This window comes from Mesorhizobium sp. B2-1-3A, assembly GCF_006442655.1.
Taxonomy (GTDB): domain Bacteria; phylum Pseudomonadota; class Alphaproteobacteria; order Rhizobiales; family Rhizobiaceae; genus Mesorhizobium.
Genome location: NZ_VFWK01000007.1, coordinates 351,289 through 369,937, shown reverse-complemented (window position 1 = coordinate 369,937; position 18,649 = coordinate 351,289). Strand labels below are relative to the sequence as shown.

Genomic DNA, 18,649 nt, shown 5'->3' with positions numbered 1-18,649 from the left:
AACGGGCGCCATCGGCATTTTCCGTCGGTCGTCACGGCGATTTTTTTGGTGTTGCGGATGGCTGCGTCCCGCTGCGTCTCGCGAGGCCCTCCGCCAGCATGTTGCGATCCTCGGTGGACGCTGCTGCCGCGAACTCGACGATGCGCTGCTCCAGCCGCGTGCGCACGGTAACGTCCGCATTGCGGGCCCGCTCGAGCGCAGCCGACAGGGCCGCCGTGTCGAGGACAGGCTGCCGCAGCAGGTCGGCCGCCTCGCGCCTCGCCTGCTGGCCATCGCGAATGATTTCGCGCGACTCTTGGCGGACCTCGCGCAGCGCCTTGCGGAACAGCGTGCGCTGCTGGTCGGGCAGGCGGCCCCCGGCCGCTTCCAGCGAATAACCCTGGGCCGGCTTGCCGCTTCTTATCCAGACGGCTCCGCCGGCAAGCGCACCGGCCAGGAAGACATTCAACACCACCGACGCGATGAGGAGGTTGCGGCCGGTGCTCATAGGTCTTCCTCGATCGTGTCGGGTCCGGCGTCGCCGAAGGCCGTCGCGTTGGCGTCGAGCACATAGTGATCGGGCTGAACCTCCGGCGTAACGACGGTCACCAGGGCCAGTCCGGCGATGGCGCCGGCCAGCCCGATGCCGGCCAGCCCCAGCCCGAGCCACCAGAACCGCTGACGCCGGCGCCGGACGATGTGCCGGCCGGCGGTCCGCAGGATGGTGTCGTGCAGTGTCTTGCCGGGAGGCGGGACGCCATAGCTGTCAAGCAGGGCGTCAAGCGAGCCGGCATGCCGCGAAATGGCCTGGCCTGCCTCGGTTGAAGCAAAGATCGTGGCTGCTTCACGCTCCGCTTGCGGCCAGCGCCGCGGATCGCCGCCATAGGCTTCGGCGAGCGCCGCGAAGCGCTTGGCATCCATTGCCGGGCCGTCCTCGATGTCTTCAGCCATGTGTTTTCCCCTTGCCCCTTGGTGCCGCGTGCCCACGCGGGTTGGAAACGAGGCGGACCGGTCCCCACCGGACGCCCGCAAGGCGCGATGAATGTCCGGCATCCATGATCGCCCCTTTCTCAGTCATGGACGCCGTCCCTGGCCAGAATCATCTGCAAGGACCGACGGCCGCGCGAAAGCAGGCTTTCCAGCGCATCGACGCTGATCTCCAAGGTCGCGGCCGCCTCTATGTTGGACATCTCCTGGTAGTAGACCAGGATGATGGCCTCGCGCTGGCGCGGCGCGATCGCCTGCAGGGCTTGCTCGACCCGATGTGGCTCTTCGCGGGCGTCGGGAAGCGGGGCAGGGTCGGCCATTTCCGGCAGATTGTCGGTCACCACCTCGCGGCGCCGGCGCAACCGGTCGTAGCAAAGGTTGAGCGTCACCCGGTGGATCCAGCTGTCGAAGCGTGCATTGCCGCGCCGCCAGCTGGAGGCATGACGCCAGATGCGCACGAAGGTTTCCTGCGCGACGTCCTCGGCCTCCGTCGCGTCGCCCAGCATGCGCACGGCAAGGGAAAGGATGCGCGGCAATTTGCGCGCGGCGAGCGTCTGCACCGCCGCGGGATCGCCAGCACCGACACGACGAACCAGCTCCTCGTCCGGATCGGCGCTCATCGGCTCGCGCACTCCCGATATCCATCACGCGTCATAGCCTCTTGGTCATTGCTCCGGCTTGGGAGCGGATTTGTGGCCTGGCATCTCGTCGGCCGTCAGAACGCCGTCGCCGTTCTTGTCCAGCCTGGCAAAACGCTTGGCGAAGAACGCATCGAGCTCGGCGCGATCGATGAAGCCGTCATGATTGGAATCGATACGCGCGAAGGATTTGGCGGCGTCGCCCTTGACGTTGCGCTTGGCTTGAAAGGCTTCCCATTCCAGGAGGCTGATCTTGCCGTCACCGTCCGTGTCGGCGGCCATGACCGCCTTCTCCCGCCGCTTCTGGAACTTGGCCAGCGTGAGTTCAGACTTGGCATTTGACGCGGCAGGGGCGGCGGCTGGCGGCGTGGCAGCCGGGGGCTGTGTCGCTGTCTGGGCGAGAGCCGCGACGGTCAGCAGGCTCAAGGCAGCGGCAAGGATCGAACGGCGTATCATGCTTCGGCGTCTCCGGTTGGCGCGTCGGCCACGGCCCATGCCATGGTCACGCTTCAACCGTTAAACGCCGAGACCGGGAAAATCCGTCGGTCGCCTGTACCGATCTCTTCGATTGCGATGCCGATTCTGCATCGCTCCCGAGAGCGACCACCTTGACGCATCATCCGAGGCCGCCTGAATTCACGCCGGGCCGGCCACCACTCCTGGCGGACGGGCAGGGATCACGCCGGTTGATCGGCGGCGACCAACTGGTCGGGTTTGAAACCCGCATGCTGCGGCGTCCAAACGTCACCTTCCTTGTTGAACCAGTGACAGAGATACATGCCGGAAGCGGCCCCATCGCTGACCGTCATCCTCGGCCCTCCCGACTTCAGCTTGACGACGTCTCCGGTCTTGAAAGTGTTGGGCATTTTGGGCCTCCCATGCTGAGGCCCGCAAGTTTCCCACCAAAGCTGAGTCGCGACAATGGCGGATATGGGTCGCCGGCGACTCGCTCCACCACGCAGACCGTGGTGCATGTGCCAATTGCGGCACCGCCTCATTGACGCGCTCGGGGTAGAAGATGGCAGGCCGCCGGGGTCTGCATGATTTGAATAGCCGCCTTCATGCGCAAGTACGCGGGCAAGCGCTTCTTTTTCACGGGAAACAGCCGTGATTGTTCCTTTCGGATGATGATCGGCGGATGGAAAGCTGGGGCCTGGGTACCGACGAATTGCCGGGGCGGCGCACTTTGCCAGCGGCAGGGACGTCGGTTCAGATCCAACATTGACGCTGAAGCGGCGTCAATATAACTGGCGATCGTGAGCCGGGCTAGATCGCCGCAAATAGAGGAGTTAGCAGTGGTCGATTTTGCTAAGTGGTACGAAGGGAAAGAATTTTCCTCCGATTGGACGTCAAATAATTTCCATGTCTGGAGTGCTTGCCTGGCAAGTATGCGGGATCGACCTCTCAACATCTTGGAAATCGGATCTTGGGAAGGACGTTCCGCGATCTTTTTTCTTGAGTACTGCCATCTGTCGCGGATTACGTGCATCGATCCGTTCGCTGGAGAGCAGAACGAATACGTAACTTTGGCCGGTGGATTTGCCCAAGTAGAGCAGCGCTTCGATACCAACACGGCCTCGTATGCCGGGCGCGTCACAAAGCTGAAGTCGATTTCCAGCAAGGCATTGATCGACCTGCAGGGCCAAAAAAGATCTTACGACCTGATCTATATCGATGGTGCCCACGACCGGGACGCGGTTCACGTCGATTCCCTTCTGGCGTGGCCTCTACTCAAGAATGGCGGGACCATTATCTGGGACGATTACGCTTGGGAACGGCAACAACCGATCGAAACGAGGCCGGAAGAAGCCATCAATATTTTCGTGGCTTCCAGACGCAAGGAAATTAAAGTTCTCCATGCCGGGCACCAAATCGTAGCGCAGAAGGTCGATGGCGGAAGGTTCGATGTCCGCTCTGCCATCAACTCTTTCATTTTGCGGACGCTGCGGCAACGCAAACGATCCGTCAAAGCGGCTAGATAGTGGTCTACGTCGACCGGCCGCGCTGGCGCCTCGGCCGGATGGTGATGTGCCATATGGCGGCCGATTCACTCGCTGAGCTTCACGCCATGGCCGAAGCCCTCGGGGGCCGCCGATGGTTTCAGGACAAGCCAGGCCGTCCCCACTACGACCTTTCAAAGGCCACTCGGGCGCGCGCCATCGCTCTAGGCGCCCGCGAAGTGTCCAGCCGAGTCCTTGTCGAGGCACTACAAAGGGCGAACAAATGACCCCGAAAAATGTTGCAGGGTGTTGGCAAGGCGTTTTTCGCTCTAGCCTAGGGAACCCGCAAACCCTTGGGGAATATTGGTGCCGCTTAGGTGACTCGAACACCTGACCCCATCATTACGAATGATGTGCTCTACCAACTGAGCTAAAGCGGCCCGGGAGGCCGAGGCCTCCAAGATGGGCTGGGTGATAGACTCAACCGGCCACGAATTCAAGATGCGACTTGGCAATTCTGCACGAGCGCCCAACACGGTCGAAATCAGGGTTGGGGTGTCGCTGCCCGCGAAGAATCGCCGGGATAGTCCGATTTTATTTGCCGGAACATCGCCAAGATGGACTTTCGACGGCCCGTCGAGGCAGAATGCAGCCGCACGCCCGTTGATTGATTGGTCGCCTACGGCTAACCATCAGGGAAGATTGGTGCAATTTGCAGAGGGATCTCGCTTGGACGCCATCGAAAAAGCGATCCGGAACGCCTTGGAAAAGGGCAATGCCGAGGACCGCGCGTTCCGCGAGAGGGTCTATCGGTCGGCCTTTGCCGCGCTCGATCGTGCGCTCCAGGCCAATCCCGGCGTGACCGTGGAAGTCGCCATCAAGCGCCGCAAGGCGATCCAAGCGAAGATCGCCGAAATCGAATCCGAGTTCCTGCCGGCGGTGCCGGATGCTGGTCCGCAGGTCGATGCCCCGGCGGTCGAGCCCGCGGCCACCGCGGCGCCCGCGATCGAGATCGGCGACAGGACGCCGTCGCCCGCGGTCGCCGTCGACGGCCCCGCGCAGCCCGCATCCGACGCGCCGCGCTCGCGCGTGCTGCCGGTCGTTCCCGACATCATGCCGGACGCCACGCTCCCCGGCGCGCCGGCCATCGACATGTCCGTTCCTGCCGCTTCGGGAGCCGCGGCGGAAGTGGCGCCCGATCGCGACGAGCGCCGCATTCGCGGTCGTCGCCTGCCGCTGACCGCCATCTTCTTCACCGTGACCCTGCTTGCGGCGATTGGCATCGGCCTGTTTTTCGCCATGCAGACCGGCGTATTCAAGACTGCCGCCCAACTCGATACGGCACCGCCGGAGGCGCCGCCAACCGTGGAGGACGACGATTTCACGCCGGCCGACGGCGCCAACGCGCCGGCAAAGCCCGGTGCCGCGGACCAGTCGCGCGACTGGATCAATGTGTTCTCGCCGGCCGATCCGACGCATGTCGCCGCCCCGTCGGACGCCAAGGCCGAGGTGATGAAGGACGACACCGGTCCGTTCCTGCGCATCCGGTCCGGTGCCTCCGGTTCGGCGATCGCCTTCGATGTCGGGCAAGGCGTGCTGGAGAAGCTGGCCGGCAAGCATGCCGTGTTCGATATCATTGCCCGCGCCGAGGACGGCAAGGACACGCAAATCTCCGTCGACTGCAATTTCGGCGAACTTGGCGACTGTGGCCGCAAGCGCTACGCGGTCGGCCAGCAGCGCAACGAATATCTGTTCGACGTGCAGTTCCCCAACAAGCGTCCGGGTTCGGCCGGAACCATCGCCGTCAATTCCGATTTCGACAAGCAGGGCAAGGCGGTCAACATCTACGAGATCCGCGTCTCGATCGAGCCTTAGTCGGCTGGAACTCAGCGATCGAGCAGCGCCTGCAGCGTCTCGATGCGGTCGGCCTCGTTGGCCGGCTTGTCCCAGCGCAGCCGTGAAATACGGGGAAAGCGCATGGCGACGCCGGATTTATGCCGGGTCGAGCGGTTGAGCCCTTCGAAGGCGACTTCCAGCACCAGGCCATTGTCGCGGTCCGCCCGCACCGAGCGCACCGGACCGAAGCGCTCGACCGTATTGTCCCGGACATATTTGTCGATCTGCTTCAGCTCCTCGTCGGTGAAGCCGAAATAGGCCTTGCCGACCGGCACCAGTTCCTCCTCGCCCTCGGGTCCGGACCAGACGCCGAACGTGTAGTCGGAGTAAAAACTCGAGCGCTTGCCATGGCCGCGCTGGGCATACATCAGGACGGCATCCACTGTGTGCGGATCGCGCTTCCATTTGAACCACGGGCCTTTCGGCCGCCCGGCGACATAGGCCGAATCCCAGCGTTTCAGCATTACGCCTTCGATGATCGGGTGCGGCGGCGCGCGGCGCATCTCCTCCAGCGCCTGCCAATCGGCGAAGTCGACGAAGGGCGACAGGTCGAAACGGCTGGGGTCGAGCGTCCTGACGAAGGCTTCGAGGCGGCCGCGCCGCTCGCGGAAGGATAGCCCGCGCAAATCCTCGGCGCCGATCTGCAGCAGATCGTAGCAGCGCATGAAGGCCGGATATTGCTGCTGCATCTTTGGTGTCACCGTCTTGCGGTTCAGCCTCTGCTGCAAATCCGAGAACGTTCCCGTCGCCTGTCGGGGATCGCCAACCAGCAACTCGCCATCCAGCGTCGCGGAAAAATCCAGTGCGTCGGCAAGATCGGGAAAGGCGCCGGAGACATCGTCGCCGGTGCGCGAGTAGAGCCGGCGGATGCCGCCTTCCGCCACTGCCTGGACGCGGATGCCATCCCATTTCCATTCGGCCGCATAGTCCGCCGGATCGAGCTTTTCCAGGTCGCCGTCGCCGACCGGGTTCGACAGCATCACCGGCCTGAACAGCGCCATCGCCGTGTTGCGGGGTTTTTCAGCCTTGCCCTCCAGCCACGCGAACAGCGCTGTATAGGGCGGCGACAGCCCGTGCCAGAGTTCCTCGATTTCGGCGACGTCGACCTTGCCGAAATCCGCCAGCGCCTGCTTTGCGAGCCGCGCCGACACACCGATGCGCAGGCCGCCGGTGACCAGCTTGATGATGGCGAAGCGCGCCGAAATGCCGGCGCTGTCGAGCAGCCCGGCCAGCACCTTCGGTCCGTCGGAGCGGCTTGCCGCCTGCAACCTCGCCACGACCTCGCCGAGCGTCGGCTCACGGTTCGGGATATGTCCCGGCGTTTGCGGCCAGACCAGCGACACCGTCTCGGCCAGATCGCCGACATAGTCGTAGGAATAGCCGAACAGCACCGGGTCCATGCGTTCGGTGACAAGGGTGCGCAGCATCGCCGGCTTGACCGCGGCGATGTTGAGGTCGCCGGTGATGGCGGCCAGCGCCAGGCCGCGATCCGGGTCCTCGACGCTGCGGAAGTAGTCGACCAGCAGCGTCAGCTTGCCATTGCGCGACGGCGTCAGCACCAGGCGGTCGAGGAGTTCGGCGAAGCGGTTCATGCCCTCAATCGCCCTCGTCCTCATAGCCCACCAGATGCAGTGGCCGGGCGGCAATGCCTTCGAGTTCGCACCAGCGCACCAGTGCTTCCTCACGGCCATGCGTGACCCAGATTTCCTCGGCGCCGGTCTCCTTTATGGTCGCTGTGAGCTCGTCCCAGTCGGCATGGTCCGAGATGATCAGCGGCAGTTCGACACCGCCCTGCTTGGCGCGCTGGCGGATGCGCATCCAGCCGGACGCGAAGCATGAGATCGGATCGGGGAACCGCCGCGCCCAGCGGTCGGCGAAGGCCGATGGCGGGCCGACCACGATGGCGCCGGCGAAATCCCCTTTGCCGCCTTCCACCGTCGCCGGTTCGAGTATGCCGAGGTCGATGCCCTGGCTTTGATAGTACTCGCTGAGCCTGGTCAGTGCGCCATGGATATAGAGCGGCCTGTCGTAGCCGGCGTCGCGCAACAGCCGCATCACCCGCTGCGCCTTTCCCAGCGCATAGGCGCCGACCAGATGCGAGCGTTCGGGAAACTGCGCCGCCGATTTCAGCAGGCGGGCGATCTCTTCCGTGTCGGGCGGGTGGCGAAACACCGGCAGGCCGAAGGTCGCCTCGGTGATGAAAACGTCGCAGCCGATTGGCTGGAACGGCACGCAGGTCGCATCCTTTCGCCGTTTGTAGTCGCCGGAGGCGACGATACGCATGCCCTGATGTTCGACCGATATCTGCGCCGAGCCCAGCACATGGCCGGCCGGATGGAAGCTGACGCTGACGCCATTGAGGACGATCGTCTCGCCGAGCCGTGCCGGTTGCGTCGTGCCGGCGAAGCCCTCGCCATAGCGCAGCCCCATGATGTCGAGCGTCTGCTGCGTCGCCAGCACCGAGCGGTGGCCGGAACGCGCATGGTCGGAATGACCGTGGGTGATCAGCGCCCGGTCCACCGGCCGCACCGGATCGATGAAGAAATCGCCCGGCGGGCAGTAAAGGCCTTCTGGCCGGGGATGAAGCAGGTCGCTGGCGCGCATGGTCTGCAAGATAGGATATAATTCCGCTGCGGGAAGCCTGTCGTCGGAGACTGCTGACTCTCCTGGCAAAGAACGCTCAATTCGGTTCAGCTTCCGCACCCTTTGCATTACAGAGATGGCGGCCCGGCTGCCCCCGCCGGCGGAACCCGCTATCATGAAGCCGTTGCAGACCTCATCGGGCGATTTGAACGCCGATCGCCGTGCCGACTATGCCGAGATGCTCTTTGCCTCCGGCGACCACGTGGCGGCGGCCGAGCTCCTGCTCGGCGCATTGGAATTGGCGCCGCAATGGGCAATGGGCTGGTTTCGCCTTGGCGAGATGCAGGAGGCATCAGGCAGGCTCGACCTGGCGGCGCAGGCCTGGGTGATGGTGCTGAACCTGGATCCAGCCGATCGCCAGGGCGCGGCCCTCAAATTGCAACTGATCGGCAAAGGACCGGTTTCCAGCGCGCCGCCCAGCGCCTTTGTCGAAACGCTGTTCGACCACTACGCCGAGACATTCGAAGAGATGCTGGTCGGCAAGCTCGACTACCGGTTGCCCGAAGCCCTCGAACGGATGATTCGCAAGGCAAGATCGGGCCGCTTCCGTCTGGCGCTCGACCTGGGCTGCGGCACCGGGCTGATGGGCGAGAGGCTGAGGCCGATCGTCGACCGGCTGGAGGGGATCGACATCTCGGCCAGGATGCTGAAGAAGGCGCGGACGAAAGGCATCTATGACACGCTGACAAAGGCTGATCTGCAGGGCTTCTCCCACTCAGGCGAAAACCCCGATCTGGTGACATCGGCCGACGTCCTGATCTATGTCGGCGCACTCGAAGGCCTGATCGGGAGGGTCGCCGGTGTGCTCGCCGGCGGCGGCCTGTTTGCTTTCTCTGTCGAGAGCCTCGCAAGCGGCGACTTCGCGCTGCAGCCCTCGCGGCGCTACGCCCATTCCGACAGCTATGTCAGGCGGACAGTCGAGGCCAACGGGCTTTCAATCCTGGCGCTGGAGCCGACGACCATCCGGCAGGATCGCCGCGAGCCCGTCAAAGGCTGGGTCGTCTTGGCCCTGAAGGCTCACGCCACTTGAAGCGTGCATGATCATTGCGCGGTGAATCCCGTCACCGCTCCGCGCTGCTGCGAAAAAGTCCGATTTGCGTGCGCGACTGATATTTGCGATCTGGTCGCGTCAGGGGCGGGATATCAGGAGGAGCATATCGGATGCGCTGGAACATGATGATCTTGGCCTCTTGCCTGGCAACGGCCGGCTGTGTCGGCAATTCGATGTCCGAGCGGCAGGACGCCAACATAGAATCCTCCCTGCAATACGACACCGTGCCGTGCGATCAGTTGCTGGCGCAGCGCAATGGATTGGCACAGCAGTACAATCTTGCGACGACCGTGAAGCCGACCTTCTCCAATCCCGCGATGGGTTTCGGTCCGTTCACGCCCGACATGCGCACCAAGGCCCAGCGCGACAGCGACAAGGCGACTGGCGAGATCGACGCCATGAACCGGTCCATCGACCGCCGTGACTGCGGCAAGCCGGACAATCAGAAGAAGAAGTTCGCTCTGCCGGGCTGACGATCCCGACACACCGTATCGGAGAGCCGCCACCCGTGCGGTCCCTTACGTGTTTCTCCCCCGCAAGCGGGGCTTGATACACTTCGTTCCTTCGCATGACAGTGACGGTTCGCCGCCGTTTGATGCGATCTGATGGAGCTGCTGATTGTTGATGACCGGGCAGCCTCTATCCTGAGCTTCGGAAAGATGTGCGCCGCTCAAGAAGCGCACAATTTCACGCTTCTGCGCTGGTCCGGATGGAGCCAGCCTGGCGAACCGCACAATGGGAGGAATAAGGCATGCGCGTTAAAGTCTCGATGCAAAGTCTGCTTGCAGGATCGATCCTGTCTCTGGTCCTTGTCGGTCAGCCATGGGCCGCCGACCTGCCGGGGAAGAACCTGAAGATCGCCGTGGTGCTGAAGACACTCGCCAATCCCTATTGGCTGGCCACGCAACAAGGCATCGAGGCGAAGGCAAAGGAGATCGGCGCAACGGTCACGGTTCAGGCCGGCACGGATGAGTCGGCCATCGACGAACAGACCAACATGGTCCAGACAATGGTCGGACAGGATTTCAATTGCTTCATCGTCGCGCCGATCAGCAACAGCAATCTCATTCAGCCACTGGTGACCGCGGCCAAGAAGAACATCCCGATCGTCGCGGGGGACGCATTCGAAAACGACGCGCTCGCCGCCGCCGGCGTCAAGCTGACAACCTATGTCACCGTGCGCCATACCGATGCGGGCAAGGCCGTGGCGGAGGAAATGGTAAAACGCCTCGGCGGGACGGGAAAGGTTGCTCTGATCGGCGGCCTCGCGGGCCATCCGGCCAGCATCCAGAGACTCGAAGGGTTTCGCTCCGGCGCCGGCGGCCTCGAAATCGTTCAGGAACAGGCGGCCGATTGGGATCGCGAGAAGGCTCTGAACGCCGCCGATGCGATCCTGCGCGCTCACCCCGACCTGAAAGGTTTTTACGCCGCCAACGACGGCATGGCGCTGGGCGTCCAGCAGGCGGTCAACAACGCTGGCCTGGCCGGCAAGGTCCTCGTGTTCGGCACGGATGCCATCGACGACGCGCTCAATTCCATCGAGGCCGGACAGATGACCGGCACCGCCGCGCAGTTCCCCTACCTGATGGGCCAGATCGAGGTCGAAGCCTGCCTTGCGGCGTCACAGGGTGCCACAGTCGACGCGACCACGGTCGCGCCACAGGCCCTGATCACCTCCGAGAATATCGCCGCGGCCAAGACGTCGTCGCCGCAGCCCTGGTTCGAATATCACAGCCCGATTGCCAAGCTGATCAAATAGCAGGGCCTGGCGCGTGAGCTTGCAAGCAGAGACAGGAACGGCCGTCCGGGCGTCGGCCGGCCGCATCGCACGGACGGTCAGGTCGAGCGGTGTGCTGGACTGGGCGATCGTCCTGGCGCTCCTGGTGCTCATGGCGGTCGGAGCGCTGGCTTCGCCACTGTTCCTGACGGCCGGAAACATCACTTCGATTCTTGTCGCCTGCTCGATCCTCGTTGTGGTGGCGATCGGTCAGACTTTCGTCATCATCACGGCGGGCATCGACCTTTCGGTCGGGTCGCTGGTGCAGATATCCTGCGTGATGATCGGCATCTCCGTCACCCAGAAATGGGGTGTGCCGATCGGCATCGTGATGGCCGTTGTTACAGCCATGATGTTCGGCATCATCAGCGGCATCGTCATTTCGAAGGGCAAGATCAGCGATTTCATAGCGACCTTGGGAATGCTCAGCATTGCATCAGGTTGTGCGCTGGTGCTGTCGAACGGCCGACCGGTCGGCGTCATTTCACCCTTGCTTACGCAACTGGCCAGCGGCAGCTTCGGGCCAATCCCCAACATAACGCTGCTCGCGGCCGTGGTTGCCGTCATTGCCCACCTGCTCCTGTTCCACACACAATTGGGCACGCACCTGTTCGCCATCGGCGGCAACCATGAAGGCAGCCGCAACCTCGGCCTCAAGGTCGCGAGGATCAAGATAGCGGCCTTTGCCATCAGCGGCTTGCTCGCCGGCATCGCCGGCGTCATGCTCACCGCGCGCATCGGATCCGCCGAACCCGCCACCGGCAGTTCCTACTTGCTGAACTCGATAGCCGCATCGGTGCTAGGCGGAACGAGCCTCTTTGGCGGCCGTGGCACGATCATTGGCCCGGTAGTGGGCGCCCTGGTCCTGACCGCCCTTCTGAATCTGATGACGCTGCTTGGCGTCGGCGTTTTCTACCAGCCGATCGTCACGGGCATGGTCGTCATCCTTTTCGCCATCGCTTACCGGTTTCAAAAATGACGATCGCTCCTGCTTCGAATGATGGCGCGGTCGGCACCCCCGTCGGGCGCAAGATGTTGGAGGTGCGCAATGTCCACAAGCATTTCGGCTCGGTCGTCGCCCTCGATGGCGTCAGCATCTCCGTCGAGGAAGGCAAGGTCGCAGCCATCGTCGGCGACAATGGCGCGGGCAAATCCACCCTGGTCAAGATACTGACCGGCGTGCATCAACCAACGTCCGGCGAGATATTTTTCGATGGCCGACCGGCGACGCTGCGCAGCCCTGACGACGCAAGGCGCATCGGTGTCGAGACACTGTTCCAGGATCTCGCGCTCGTCGATGACCTGACGATCTGGCAGAACCTTTTCCTCGGCCGCGAGCTTACCTGGGGTGGTCCGTTGAGCATCACCCGCAAGCGGGCCATGGCCGCCCAGGCGCGCACCATGCTGGCCGGCCTGCAGATCAACATACCGTCGATCAATGCGCGCGTGCGTCAGCTGTCCGGCGGCCAGCGGCAAGCGGTGGCCATCAGCCGCGCGGTGGGTTGGAACGCCAAGCTCACCATCATGGATGAGCCGACGGCGGCCCTTGGCGTGCGGGAACGTCTTGAAGTCGAAGGCCTGATCGACCGCTTGCGGCAACAAGGCAGGACCTTCCTTCTGATCAGTCACAATTTCGATCAGGTGATGCGCCTCTCGAACGAAATATGGATCATGCGCAACGGTCACGTCGTCGGTCATCGCCGCACGAGCGAGACCTCGGGCGAGGAACTGGTCGCCTTGATCACCGGGGCAAAGTCGTGAGCAGCCGGCAGGCGAAGGCAACGAACGCGTGATGCCGCGGGAGCACCGCGTCAACAGCTTCAATTCCAAGAGAGGATGTCGATATGAACAAACCCGTTGCGGTCCTTGACCCACAATGGCGACAGCTTGATGAACTGTTCACGCAGGCTGACCTGAGGCGACTTGGCGAGCTTTGCGATCTGGTTTGGGCGAAGAACGAGCCCATGCCCGATCATGTACTGGATGAAAATCTGGCCGGCATGACCTTCTATCTCTCGGCCTTGCCGACGCTCGATGCCGCCCAGATCAAGCGCGCGGCCAAACTCAAGGCGGTGATCGAGCTCTACGGCGCCTTTCCCGACACTATCGACTACGCTGCCTGCTTCGACCGCGGCATCGAGGTGCTGGCAACCGGTCCAGGCATGCGCGGCTCGGTCGCCGAAATGGCGGTGGCCATGGCGTTGTCGGGCGCGCGTGGCCTCGTGGAAGAACATGAACTGTTCCGTACCGGCGGTGAACATTGGCTCAACGACAATCCGGCGACCGATTTCACCTTGTTCGAACAGACGATAGGATTTGTTGGCTTCGGCGCCATTGCCAAGGAGTGCAGCCGGCTCCTGGCGCCGTTCTCGCCGAGGATATCCGCTTACGACCCCTGGCTTGATCCGTCGGTGGCCAGGCAGCATGGCGTCAGGCTCGCTTCCCTAGCGGAAGTCGCGAGCAGCTGCCGCGTGCTCTTCGTGACGGCGGCGCCGACCAGGACCAACAAGGGCCTTGTGGACGCGGCCACCATCGCCAGGCTGCAGCCGAACGCGTTGCTCGTCCTTGTCAGCCGTGCACATCTCATCGATTTCGATGCCTTGGTCGAGGCGGTGCGGACAAAGCGCATCCGCGCTGCAATCGATGTGTTCCCGTCGGAGCCGCTGGCCAGGGATCATGCCCTGCGCGGCATGCCCAACGTCATTCTGTCGCCCCACCGTGCCGCGGCGGTAAGCGGCGGCCGGCAACTGATGGGCCACCTGATTGTGGAAGACATTGCCCGGATGATCGAAGGCAAGTCACCATTGGACCTTCAGCGTGCCCGCAAGGAGCATGTGATGGACCTGGCAGGGGTTCAGCATTCGAAGAAGCTGGAAAGCATGGCGCAGGAGCGCTGACGCGATCAGTAACCCACCTTGCGATCGACCAGGTTCTGCAACGGCTCGCCGCGCTCGAAGGCATCCATCTGGCGCAGCATGATCGGCGCCAGGTGCATCGGATCGGAGGTCGCCGCGGCGTGCGGCGTCACGAACACCTTCGGATGGCTCCATAGCGGGCTGGTCTTCGGCAGCGGCTCGACCTCGAACACATCGAGGCTCGCCTCCTTCAACGTGCCGTCGTCCAGCGCCCGCACGATGTCGGCGTCCTTTTGCAGGCGGCCGCGTCCGGCGTTGATCAGCACCGAGCCGCCAAGGCCGTTGCGTTTGCGCAGTTCCTTCAGCACGCCATAATTGATGATGCCCTGCGTGTCCGGTGTCAGCGGCAGGAGCACGACGAGTATGTCGGTTGCCTTGAGAAACGGGATCAAGCCGGCCTCGCCGGAATAGGTCGCAACCCCTTGCATCGGCCGGTCGTTGCGCGACCAGCCATTGACGGCGAAGCCGAGCGAAAGAAGCACCGAGGCCGCGGCGCGGCCGAGATTGCCGAGCCCCATAATGCCAACGGAAATGTCGCCGGCCGGCCTCTGCTGCGGCTCGCGCCAGATCTTCTTCGGCTGCTGCGACCGGTAGAGCAGGCCATGGCGATGGTGATCAAGCACCCGCCAGACGACATATTCCGTCATGTACTGCGTGAGATTGTCGGCGACGACCTTGACGATCGGCACATCAGGCAGGCCGGGATCGGCGAAAATATGGTCGACGCCGGCGCCGATCGAGAAGATGGCGCGCAGATTGGGCAGCGACGACAACAGGTTCGGCTTCTGCTTCCACACCACCGCATAGGTGATCGATGGATCCTTGGCGCCGTCCGGCTCCAGGACCACCTCGCGCTCGGCCGATAACAGCTCGCGCCAGCGCTGCGGGTGAAAGCCGGTGACGGCAAGCAGGATGCGGCCTTTTTCCATTGTTGTTCGTTTAGTCCCTCTAATCACTGGCTGACGATGCCGACCGGCGCCGTCTCTATCTTGAAGGCCGCCGAAATCAGCGCCCGAGTATAGTCGGTTTGCGGATTTTCAAAAATCTGCCGGGAAGGGCCGGCTTCGACGATCTGACCATTGCGCATGACAATGACATCGTTGGCAAGCGCCCGGATGACCTTGAGGTCGTGGCTGATGAAGAGATAGGCGAGGTCGTGCTTGGCCTGCAGATTGCGCAAGAGATCGACGACCTGCGCCTGTACGCTCATGTCGAGCGCCGATGTCGGCTCGTCCAGCATGACGAAGCGCGGGTTGAGCACCATGGCGCGCGCGATGGCGACACGCTGGCGCTGGCCGCCGGAAAATTCGTGCGGATAGCGGTTGCGGGTCGCCGGATCGAGGCCGACCTCCTTCAGCACGTCCGCAACCTTGTCGTCGCGTTCATCGGGCGACAGCTTCGGCTCGTGGATCTTGAGCCCTTCCTCGATGATCTCGGCGATCGACATGCGCGGGCTGAGCGAACCGAACGGATCCTGGAACACGATCTGCAATTCGCGCCTGAGCGGCCGCATGGCATTGAAGGTGAGCTGGTTGATGTCGCGCCCGTTGAACTGGATGGTCCCAGTCGACGAGATCATCCGCGCCAGCGCCAGGCCGAGTGTGGTCTTGCCCGAACCGGATTCGCCGACCACGCCCAGCGTCTGGCCGGCGCGCACGGTGACATCGATGCCGTCGACAGCCTTCACATGGTCGACGGTGTTGCGGAAGAAGCCTTGCTTGATCGGGAACCAGACCTTGATGTCCTTGCCGGTCATCACCGGCTTGGCGTCGGCATTGGCCGCCGGTGGCTTGCCTTTCGGCTCGGCCGCCAGAAGGTGGCGCGTATAGGGGTGCTGCGGGTTGGCGAAGATCTCTTTGGTCGGACCGGTCTCGACGATCTTGCCCTTGGTCATCACGCAGACCCGGTCGGCGATCTTGCGCACGATGCCGAGGTCGTGGGTGATGAACAGCATCGACATGCCCTTACGGCTTTTAAGGCCGGCCAGCAGTTCGAGGATCTGCGCCTGCACGGTGACGTCGAGCGCCGTCGTCGGCTCGTCGGCGATCAGGAGTTCCGGCTCGTTGGCCAGCGCCATGGCGATCATCACGCGCTGGCGCTGTCCGCCGGACAACTGGTGCGGATAGGCGTCAAGGCGCTTCTGCGGGTCGCGGATACCGACCTCGTTGAGCAAAGCAAGCGTGCGCGCCTTGGCGGGGCGATCGGCCATGCCCTGATGCAGCTTCAGGATCTCGACGATCTGCTGCTCGATCGTGTGCAGCGGATTGAGCGAGGTCATCGGCTCCTGGAAGATCATGGTGATCTTGTTGCCGCGCACCTGGCGCAGCTGCTTCTCGCTCATCGCCAGCAGGTCGGCGCCCTGGAACAGGATTTTTCCCGACGGGTGGCTGGCGCTGGGATAGGGCAGGAGCTTCAGCACGGACAGCGCCGACACCGACTTGCCGGAGCCGGATTCCCCGACCAGCGCAACTGTCTCGCCCTTCGCGATGTCGAAGGAGATGTGGTCGACGGCGACAGACTGGCCGCCGCCCTGGCTGAAGGCGACGCTGAGGTCCTGTACGCTGAGCAGGGGCGCTTCGCTCATTTGAACGTCTTGCGCGGATCGAAGGCGTCGCGCGTTGCCTCGCCGACAAAGACGAGCAGCGACAGCATCAGCGAGATGACGACGAAGCCGGAAATGCCGAGCCACGGCGCATTGAGGTTGCGCTGCGCCTGCTTGAGCAGCTCGCCGAGCGAGGCGGACCCCGGCGGCAGGCCGAAGCCGAGATAGTCGAGCGAGGTCAGCGTCGAGATCGAGCCCGAGAGCAGGAAGGGCAGGAAGGTCAATGTCGCCACCATGGCGTTGGGCAACAAATGCCGGAACATGATGGTGCGGTTGGGCACGCCGAGGGCGCGGGCGGCGTTGACATATTCGAAGTTGCGGGCGCGCAGGAACTCGGCCCGCACCACGCCGACCAGCGCCACCCAGGAGAACAACAGCATCAGCCCGAGCAGGATGAAGAAGCCCGGCGGCAGGATGGCGGCGACGATCAGCAACAGATAGAGCACCGGGATCGCCGACCAGATTTCGATGAAGCGCTGGAACAGCAGGTCCGTCCAGCCGCCGAAATAGCCCTGCAGCGCGCCGGCGCCGACGCCGATCACGGCCGATCCGACGGTCAGGATCAGGCCGAACAGCACCGAGATGCGGAAACCGTAGATGACCCGCGCCAGGACGTCGCGCGCCTGGTCGTCCGTGCCGAGCCAGTTCCAGTTGCCGACGATGCAGGCCGGGTCGGCAGCCCCTTGCGGATACTGGTTGCAGCGCTTGGCGGCGTCATACTGCCAGGACGGCCTGGCGGGTGCGGCCTCCGGGATGGCATTGTTGACGGTCTGGTAGGAATAGCGGATCGGCGGCCAGATCATCCAGCCATTGGCGTTGATCTCGTCCTGGATCACCGGGTCGCGATAATCGGTGACGGCATAGAAGCCGCCGAACTTCTCCTCGGGGTAGGCGACCAGCACGGGAAACAGGATCTCGCCCTTGTAGGAAGCGATGATCGGCTTGTCGTTGGCGATGAATTCGGCAAACAGCGACAGCACGAACAGGACGAGGAAAATCCACAACGACCAGTAGCCGCGCCGGTTGGCCTTGAAATTCTGCAGGCGGCGCTTGTTGAGCGGCGACAGGAATGGCCGTGGCATCCGCTCCGGCACCACTCCGGCGGTCACGCTTGCCTCCGACATCAGATGTCTCTCCGCTCGAAATCGATGCGCGGATCGACCCAAGTGTACATGAGGTCGGACAACAATCCGACGAACAGGCCGAGAAGCGAGAAGATGTAGAGATTGGCGAACACCACGGGATAGTCGCGCTCGACCACCGACCGGAAGCCAAGCAGGCCGAGGCCATCGAGCGAGAAGATGTTCTCGATCAGCAGCGAACCGGTGAAGAAGGCCGAGATGAAGGCGCCGGGGAAGCCGGCGATGACGATCAGCATGGCGTTGCGGAAGACGTGGCCGTAGAGCACCTGTCGTTCGGACAGGCCCTTGGCGCGCGCCGTCACCACATACTGCTTGCGGATCTCCTCCAGGAACGAGTTCTTCGTCAGCAGCGTGGTGGTGGCGAAGGCCGACAGCACCAGCGCCGTCAGCGGCAAGGTCATGTGCCAGATGTAGTCGGCGATCTTGGCCGGCCAGGACAACTGGTCCCAATTGTCCGAGACGATACCGCGCAACGGGAACCAGTCCCAGAACGAGCCGCCGGCGAACAGCACCATCAGCATGATGCCGAACAGGAAGCCGGGAATGGCATAGCCGACGATGACGACGCCGCTGGTCCAGACGTCGAAAGGCGAGCCATCCTTCACCGCCTTGCGGATGCCGAGCGGGATGGAAATCAGATAGGACAGGAGCGTGATCCAGAGCCCGATCGAGATCGATACCGGCATCTTTTCCAGGATCAGGTCGAGCACCGAGATGTCGCGGAAATAGCTGTTGCCGAAATCGAAGCGGGCATAGTTCCACAGCATCATGCCGAAGCGCTCGAGCGGCGGCTTGTCGAAGCCGAACTGTTTCTCCAGCTTCTTGATGAATTCCGGATCGAGCCCCTGCGCACCGCGATATTTCGAGCTGACGTCGCCGGCGGCGTCGAAGTTGGAGCCGCCCGCATCGCCGCCGCCACCGCCGAGGCGATCGCTGCCGCCCTGATTAGTCAGCTTGGCGATGACCTGCTCGACCGGGCCGCCCGGCGCGAACTGGATGACGGCGAAGGAGATCGCCATGATGCCGAACAGGGTCGGGATCATCAAAAGGATGCGGCGCAGTATATAGGCGCCCATCAG

Annotated in this window: 19 protein-coding genes and 1 tRNA gene; 8 read left to right on the top strand and 12 right to left on the bottom strand. The window is 63.4% G+C overall.

The features are described from left to right. Positions 1–31: 31 nt before the first annotated feature. From FJ977_RS28925 to FJ977_RS28905, 5 genes are all read right to left on the bottom strand, one after another. Positions 32–487 carry a periplasmic heavy metal sensor gene (locus FJ977_RS28925; protein WP_140775578.1) on the bottom strand — a complete coding sequence of 152 codons (456 nt, stop codon included), beginning with the start codon at positions 485–487 and terminating at the stop codon, positions 32–34. Further along, positions 484–930 (bottom strand): hypothetical protein, encoded by a 447-nt coding sequence (locus FJ977_RS28920; RefSeq protein ID WP_246683366.1) that lies wholly within the window; start codon positions 928–930, stop codon positions 484–486. Before FJ977_RS28920 ends, FJ977_RS28925 begins: the two co-directional genes overlap by 4 nt. Positions 931–1,049: 119 nt before the next feature. Beyond that, positions 1,050–1,586: an RNA polymerase sigma factor gene (locus FJ977_RS28915; protein WP_140775575.1), complete on the bottom strand. Its 537-nt coding sequence runs from the start codon at positions 1,584–1,586 to the stop codon at positions 1,050–1,052. A gap of 45 nt (positions 1,587–1,631) precedes the next feature. Then, positions 1,632–2,060 (bottom strand): acid-shock protein, encoded by a 429-nt coding sequence (locus FJ977_RS28910; protein WP_140775573.1) that lies wholly within the window; start codon positions 2,058–2,060, stop codon positions 1,632–1,634. A 221-nt stretch (positions 2,061–2,281) separates the two neighbouring features. Then, a complete protein-coding gene (locus FJ977_RS28905; RefSeq protein WP_056569801.1) occupies positions 2,282–2,470 on the bottom strand; it encodes a YodC family protein in 189 nt (62 codons plus the stop codon). 429 nt (positions 2,471–2,899) lie between these two features. On the opposite strand from FJ977_RS28905, the gene FJ977_RS28900 reads away from it, so the two are divergent. Next, complete coding sequence (locus FJ977_RS28900; RefSeq protein ID WP_140775572.1) at positions 2,900–3,586, top strand: class I SAM-dependent methyltransferase; 687 nt, start codon at positions 2,900–2,902, stop codon at positions 3,584–3,586. Positions 3,587–3,908: 322 nt separating this feature from the next. Here FJ977_RS28900 and FJ977_RS28890 read toward each other — a convergent pair. Next, positions 3,909–3,984, bottom strand: a tRNA-Thr gene (locus FJ977_RS28890). 289 nt (positions 3,985–4,273) lie between these two features. Here FJ977_RS28890 and FJ977_RS28885 point away from each other — a divergent pair. Beyond that, positions 4,274–5,419, top strand: coding sequence for a hypothetical protein (locus FJ977_RS28885; protein WP_140775571.1), 1,146 nt, complete (start codon positions 4,274–4,276; stop codon positions 5,417–5,419). 11 nt (positions 5,420–5,430) lie between these two features. On the opposite strand, the gene FJ977_RS28880 is transcribed toward FJ977_RS28885, so the two are convergent. Then, positions 5,431–7,032: a cisplatin damage response ATP-dependent DNA ligase gene (locus tag FJ977_RS28880; protein ID WP_140775569.1), complete on the bottom strand. Its 1,602-nt coding sequence runs from the start codon at positions 7,030–7,032 to the stop codon at positions 5,431–5,433. A 4-nt stretch (positions 7,033–7,036) separates the two neighbouring features. Beyond that, a complete protein-coding gene (locus FJ977_RS28875; RefSeq protein WP_140775646.1) occupies positions 7,037–8,044 on the bottom strand; it encodes a ligase-associated DNA damage response exonuclease in 1,008 nt (335 codons plus the stop codon). 154 nt (positions 8,045–8,198) lie between these two features. Here FJ977_RS28875 and FJ977_RS28870 point away from each other — a divergent pair, with 154 nt between their 5' ends. From FJ977_RS28870 to FJ977_RS28845, 6 genes are all read left to right on the top strand, one after another. Next, positions 8,199–9,113, top strand: coding sequence for a class I SAM-dependent methyltransferase (locus FJ977_RS28870; protein WP_140775567.1), 915 nt, complete (start codon positions 8,199–8,201; stop codon positions 9,111–9,113). A 131-nt stretch (positions 9,114–9,244) separates the two neighbouring features. Continuing rightward, positions 9,245–9,607, top strand: a complete 363-nt coding sequence (locus FJ977_RS28865; protein ID WP_140775565.1) for a hypothetical protein — start codon at positions 9,245–9,247, stop codon at positions 9,605–9,607. A 278-nt stretch (positions 9,608–9,885) separates the two neighbouring features. Continuing rightward, on the top strand, positions 9,886–10,893 hold the full coding sequence (locus FJ977_RS28860; protein WP_140775563.1) for a substrate-binding domain-containing protein: 1,008 nt from the start codon (positions 9,886–9,888) through the stop codon (positions 10,891–10,893). A 13-nt stretch (positions 10,894–10,906) separates the two neighbouring features. Next, the gene (locus tag FJ977_RS28855) at positions 10,907–11,890 is read left to right on the top strand and encodes an ABC transporter permease (RefSeq protein ID WP_140775562.1); all 984 of its coding nucleotides are present in this window, start codon (positions 10,907–10,909) and stop codon (positions 11,888–11,890) included. Beyond that, complete coding sequence (locus FJ977_RS28850) at positions 11,887–12,672, top strand: ATP-binding cassette domain-containing protein (protein WP_246683365.1); 786 nt, start codon at positions 11,887–11,889, stop codon at positions 12,670–12,672. The genes FJ977_RS28855 and FJ977_RS28850 overlap by 4 nt, the downstream gene beginning before the upstream one ends. A gap of 83 nt (positions 12,673–12,755) precedes the next feature. Continuing rightward, the gene (locus FJ977_RS28845) at positions 12,756–13,808 is read left to right on the top strand and encodes an NAD(P)-dependent oxidoreductase (protein WP_140775560.1); all 1,053 of its coding nucleotides are present in this window, start codon (positions 12,756–12,758) and stop codon (positions 13,806–13,808) included. Positions 13,809–13,813: 5 nt separating this feature from the next. Here the strand turns inward: FJ977_RS28845 and FJ977_RS28840 are convergent, their stop codons facing one another. The 4 genes from FJ977_RS28840 to FJ977_RS28825 are packed head-to-tail and all read right to left on the bottom strand — an operon-like array spanning position 13,814 to position 18,646. Beyond that, positions 13,814–14,755, bottom strand: a complete 942-nt coding sequence (locus FJ977_RS28840; RefSeq protein ID WP_140775558.1) for a glyoxylate/hydroxypyruvate reductase A — start codon at positions 14,753–14,755, stop codon at positions 13,814–13,816. A 23-nt stretch (positions 14,756–14,778) separates the two neighbouring features. After that, positions 14,779–16,410, bottom strand: a complete 1,632-nt coding sequence (locus FJ977_RS28835) for an ABC transporter ATP-binding protein (protein WP_140775557.1) — start codon at positions 16,408–16,410, stop codon at positions 14,779–14,781. Next, entirely contained in the window at positions 16,407–17,552 is a 1,146-nt protein-coding gene (locus tag FJ977_RS28830) for an ABC transporter permease (RefSeq protein WP_140775555.1), read from the bottom strand. The genes FJ977_RS28835 and FJ977_RS28830 overlap by 4 nt, the downstream gene beginning before the upstream one ends. Then, positions 17,552–18,646, bottom strand: a complete 1,095-nt coding sequence (locus FJ977_RS28825; RefSeq protein WP_056569814.1) for a microcin C ABC transporter permease YejB — start codon at positions 18,644–18,646, stop codon at positions 17,552–17,554. The genes FJ977_RS28830 and FJ977_RS28825 overlap by 1 nt, the downstream gene beginning before the upstream one ends. Between the last annotated feature and the right edge of the window lie 3 nt (positions 18,647–18,649).